This window comes from Azospirillum sp. UFLA03-27 (assembly GCF_059803775.1).
On the sequence record NZ_JAUQTX010000378.1, the window covers coordinates 1 to 4,253 of the forward strand.

Annotated in this window: 8 protein-coding genes; 2 read left to right on the forward strand and 6 right to left on the reverse strand. The window is 68.7% G+C overall.

Going from position 1 to position 4,253, the window contains the following annotated elements; translation table 11 throughout:
- Positions 1–180 (reverse strand): hypothetical protein (locus tag Q4I23_RS30885; RefSeq protein ID WP_498528754.1); only part of this gene is annotated, 180 nt, incomplete at its 3' end.
- Positions 181–244: 64 nt separating this feature from the next.
- Between Q4I23_RS30885 and Q4I23_RS30890 the strand changes: the two genes are divergently transcribed.
- The gene (locus Q4I23_RS30890; RefSeq protein ID WP_454018505.1) at positions 245–688 is read left to right on the forward strand and encodes a PRC-barrel domain-containing protein; all 444 of its coding nucleotides are present in this window, start codon (positions 245–247) and stop codon (positions 686–688) included.
- 6 nt (positions 689–694) lie between these two features.
- Here the strand turns inward: Q4I23_RS30890 and arfB are convergent, their stop codons facing one another.
- Both arfB and Q4I23_RS30900 read right to left on the reverse strand, forming a co-directional pair.
- Positions 695–1,114, reverse strand: coding sequence for an alternative ribosome rescue aminoacyl-tRNA hydrolase ArfB (gene arfB / locus Q4I23_RS30895; RefSeq protein WP_014240675.1), 420 nt, complete (start codon positions 1,112–1,114; stop codon positions 695–697).
- 19 nt (positions 1,115–1,133) lie between these two features.
- Entirely contained in the window at positions 1,134–1,787 is a 654-nt protein-coding gene (locus Q4I23_RS30900; RefSeq protein ID WP_454018504.1) for a DsbA family oxidoreductase, read from the reverse strand.
- Positions 1,788–1,950: 163 nt separating this feature from the next.
- Here Q4I23_RS30900 and Q4I23_RS30905 point away from each other — a divergent pair, with 163 nt between their 5' ends.
- Positions 1,951–2,409, forward strand: a complete 459-nt coding sequence (locus tag Q4I23_RS30905) for a hypothetical protein (protein ID WP_454018503.1) — start codon at positions 1,951–1,953, stop codon at positions 2,407–2,409.
- Positions 2,410–2,424: 15 nt separating this feature from the next.
- On the opposite strand, the gene Q4I23_RS30910 is transcribed toward Q4I23_RS30905, so the two are convergent.
- The 3 genes from Q4I23_RS30910 to Q4I23_RS30920 all read right to left on the reverse strand — a co-directional run bounded on the left by Q4I23_RS30910 (position 2,425) and on the right by Q4I23_RS30920 (position 4,228).
- Positions 2,425–2,817: a hypothetical protein gene (locus Q4I23_RS30910; protein WP_454018502.1), complete on the reverse strand. Its 393-nt coding sequence runs from the start codon at positions 2,815–2,817 to the stop codon at positions 2,425–2,427.
- 65 nt (positions 2,818–2,882) lie between these two features.
- A complete protein-coding gene (locus Q4I23_RS30915; protein ID WP_454018501.1) occupies positions 2,883–3,158 on the reverse strand; it encodes a hypothetical protein in 276 nt (91 codons plus the stop codon).
- Positions 3,159–3,244: 86 nt separating this feature from the next.
- Entirely contained in the window at positions 3,245–4,228 is a 984-nt protein-coding gene (locus Q4I23_RS30920) for an extracellular catalytic domain type 1 short-chain-length polyhydroxyalkanoate depolymerase (RefSeq protein ID WP_498528755.1), read from the reverse strand.
- Between the last annotated feature and the right edge of the window lie 25 nt (positions 4,229–4,253).

Genomic DNA, 4,253 nt, shown 5'->3' on the forward strand with positions numbered 1-4,253 from the left:
GCGTATAATCGTCGGCAGCGTCAGATGTGTATAAGAGACAGCCGGAATGGGGCGGGCCTGCAACCGGCGGGCGGTGTCTTCGGCCATGATCGGCGGAGCCTCGGGGGAGAGTTGAGAGTGTGCAGAACACGGCTGGACGCGGCGCGTTCCGGCGCGTCGGGTGCGATCGCCGCAAGACACCGTGACGATTGCGGTCGACGGCCTGTTTAAACCCGCGTGGTTATCTCGTCAGAAGGAGGGGGCTATGCGTAAGGTTGCTGTTCCGGTCCTGTCGGCGGTCGCGCTTTTGGCTTTGGGAGGCTGCGCCGAGACGTCGAGCTGGTTTGGTGGGGGAAGCGATCAGGCATCCCGCCCGATGTCCGAGCAATCGCTCCAGACCGCCTCGCGGATCGAGCCGCAGGCCATGCTGGGCAAGTCGGTCGTCGCCTATGACGGGCAGAAGGTGGGGCAGGTCGAGGACGTGCTGTTCAACCGCAGCAACCGCCCGAGCCAACTGGTGGTCTCCACCGGCGGCATCATGGGCATCGGCGGGCGCAACGTGGCGCTGGACATCGACAACGTCCGCTACAACCAGCAGCAGGACGCCATTGTGGCGACCCAGTTGACCAAGGACCAGTTCGCCAACCTGCCGGAGTTCCAGTATGGCGGGAACATGATCTCGCTCAGCCGCCAGAAGACCCCGCACTGAGCGGAGTCAGTCCTCCGGCTTGCCGGAGCGCAGACGCTTGATGTCGGACCGCTGACCCTTGGCCTCCAGGCGACGCTTCTTGGAGCCGAGGGTCGGCTTGGTCGGGCGGCGGCTCTTCGGGACCACCGTCGCGTCGCGGATCAGGTCGATCAGCCGCTCCCGCACGTCCTCGCGGTTGCGCAGTTGGCTGCGGTAAGTGTCGCCGACGATGATCAGCACGCCCGCCGCGGTCATGCGCGAGCCGGCCAGCCGGACCAGCCGGGCCTTCACGTCGTCGGGGATGTTCGGCGAGGCCGCCACGTCGAAGCGCAATTGCACCGCGCTGTCCGTCTTGTTGACGTGCTGGCCGCCCGGGCCGGAGGCGCGGATGAAGCTCTCCTGAAGTTCGCTCTCGTCCAGGCTGATGCGCGGCGTGACCCGGATCATCATTAAAATTCCACGATCATCAATCGGCCGCCGCCGTCACTCCTTCCTGCTCCTCCACCCCGAGGTCGAGAAGCGGGAGGAAGCTGGCGGGCTCCTGCGCGCCGGACAGCGCGTAACGCCGGTTGAAGATGTAGCAGGGCACCGCCTGAAGGCCGAGCTGTCGCGCCGTGGCGTCGGCGTTGAAGACCGCCGTGGTCTCCGCATCGCCATTCAGTAGATTTTTGATCTCCGTGAAATCGAAGCCCAGGCCGGCGGCGGTCGCGGCCAGCGTGTCGCGGTCGCCGATGTCCAGCCCGTCCACGAAATAGGCGTGGAACAGCGCGTCGGCCATCCGGTCGCCCAGCCCGTGGCGGGCGGCGATGCGGATCAGCCGGTGCCCGTCGAAGCTGTTGGGCGTGCGCCGGATGCGGTCGAGCCGCAGCGGCAGGCCGTCGCGCTCCGCCGTTTCCTCGACCACCAGATGGATCTGCCGCGCCCGCTCCGTGCCGCCGAACTTGGCCGCCAGATAGGCGCTGCGCTCCATCCCGCCCGGCGCCATGTCCGGGTTGAGCTGGAACGGCTGCCAGCGCAATTCCACCTGGACGCGGGGGCGATCGGCCAGCGCGCGGGCAAGCCGCCGCTTTCCGATGTAGCACCAGGGGCAGATCAGGTCGGCGTAGGTTTCGATCAGCATAGGCCCACTATCCCCCATTCCCACCCCGCCGCGCAACCGCCCTGCCCGTGGAGCGCCCTCCCGCGTTGGGCCAACCGCCTTTGCAACCCTTTGTTAACCCTTGCCGCCGGAGAGTCGCCCTGTTGCGCGGATGAGCGTCCGCGGCGGTCGGAGGGGTGTGGCGATGGCGAATTCCTATGTGGACGGCAAGGTGCGCGACGCGCTGGTGGCGGCCAAGGGGAGCCGGGCGACCGCGCAAAAACTACTGATGACCTGGGCGGTCGAGGACCCGCAACTCCTGCTGGGCATCTCACAGCCCTTCCTGAAGGCCATCGCCGCGGCGGCGATCGAGCGGGGCGTCCGCCCGTCGGCGCCCAGCCGGTCTGCGCCCGCGCAGCCGGGCCGGTCCCGTGGTTCCGCGGATTCGGCGCTGAGCAAGGAGGCGCTGGCCGACGTGCTGAGCCGCCTCGGCCGCGACCCCGGTGAGGACGCACCGGCGCCGCGCGGCCGCGCCGGTTCACCCGCTCCGGTCAAGTCCGCCACTATGGTGGTTCCCGCCAGCAAGGGCGGTCAGGGCGGCGTCACCCACGAGAAGGCGATGATGACCCTCGCCAAGGCTTTCGTAGCGAAGAAGATGCGCTGAGGAGAGGCCCCAGGCTTATTGCTCCGCCGCGGTCATCATCCGTTCGATCCAGCCCGGCTGCCGCGGTTCCGGCCGGATGTCCGGCGGCGGGCTCGCCAGTGCGGTGTGGCCGTTGCGGTGCGGGTCGGGGATGTGGTGGCAATCCACGTCGGCCAGAGTCTTGTAGCAATAGAGGCGGGAGCGGTCGACGTAGACCTTCTCCGGGCAATACTGTCCGGTTTCCGAGAAGGACACGGACGAGCAGTCGCGCCCGGTCGCCGCGGACACCACATGATCGCCGAGCGTCTTCTTGGTGCTGGTGACGGAGGCCAGATCGGCGCCGAGGCTGGCGACCATCATCGGCCCGCTGCAGGCGCCCAGAGGAAGGGCCACCAGCGCCAGCACCGCGATTGACTGAGCGAGCTTCATCACCCCTTGCACCCCGTCCCGTGTTCGAGTCCGATTCCAGGCGAACCTCATTAAGAAGCCGTGAATCAGCGCAGCAGCGTGCAGATTCGCGACCGGCACTGCACCAGCACGAAGGTGTCCTTGTCCTCCGTGCAGCCCACCTTGAACACGGTCTGGCCGGATCGGCCGGTGACGTAGCTCATCACCTCCACCTTGGCGGGCGTGCAGTTGCCCAGCGACTTGGCGGCCTCCTTCGCCTCGGCCTGTCCGGCGGAGACGTTGGCGGCCTGGGCTGTCGGCGACGCCGACAGGCACAGCGCGAGGGCGCCGAGGGCAGCGAGGCGGAGTGCGGTGACGCGCATGGCCGGGTCGGTGGGCTGGTGGGGGCTGAGGAAGTTTATGGCACGGGCGGCGCGAATTCGGTTGTGCAAAAGTGGTAACCGTGAACTCACACGTTATTTGTGGGTTCGGCGTGCCGATGGGACAGGAAGAAGCGCAGCATCTCCCGTGCGGCGTCCGGCCCCTGAGGATCGGTGTAGGTGCCGTCCGGGCTGCCGCCGGACCAGGCGTGGCCGCTACCCTGGACGATCCACTGCTCGAACAGCGCCGCTCCGTCGCGGTCCATGTGAACGGTGCGGGTGAAGCCGCGCCCGCCGGGTGCCTGCCCATCCTCGGTCTTCGCGGTCAGCCCCTCCGCGTTGGCGGTGGCCTGGGCCATCACATGGTCGCCGTTGCGCGGGTGCACGACCTTGTCCGCGTCGCCGTGGAAGACGATGGCCGGAACCACCGGAGCCCCGGCCGCCGGCCGCTGGCCGGGCGATGAGCCGGCCTTCATCGCCAGCAGGGCGGAGGGCACGCCGCTGGCCGAGCCGTAGGGCAGGCCGGAATGGATGCCCACCGCGGCGAACAGGTCGGGATAGGTCGCCGCCAGGACCATCGCGGCGGACCCACCCGCCGAAATCCCGGCGACGTAGACGCGCCGCGGGTCGGCCCCTTGCTCCGCCAGGACCTGCCGGGCGGCTCCGGCGATCAGCGCCGGTTCTCCGCGCTCGCGGCGCTGGTGGTCGGGGTTGAACCAGTTCCAGCACTTCTTGTCGTTCGCCGCGGGGGTCTGCTCCGGATAGAGGACGAGGCAGCCGGCCTCCTCGGCCAGCTGGTTCATGCGGGTTCCGACGGCGAAGTCCTCCGGCGACTGGGTGCAGCCGTGCAGCATGACCAACAGCGGACGCGGTCCCGCCGCCGCCCCCTCCGGCACGAACAGCCGGTAGGCGAGCGAGCCGGAGTCGCCGGTGAAGATCCCGGATTCCATCGGCTCCGTCACGGGTACGGGCTTCGGCGGGGGTGGGGGAACGGGCGCGCCGCGGCGGAACAGCTTTCCGGTCAGGCGGCGGAGGAAGGCTGCGGCGCGTTGCAGAGCCTGTCTCTTATACACATCTCCGAGCCCACGAGACTATAAC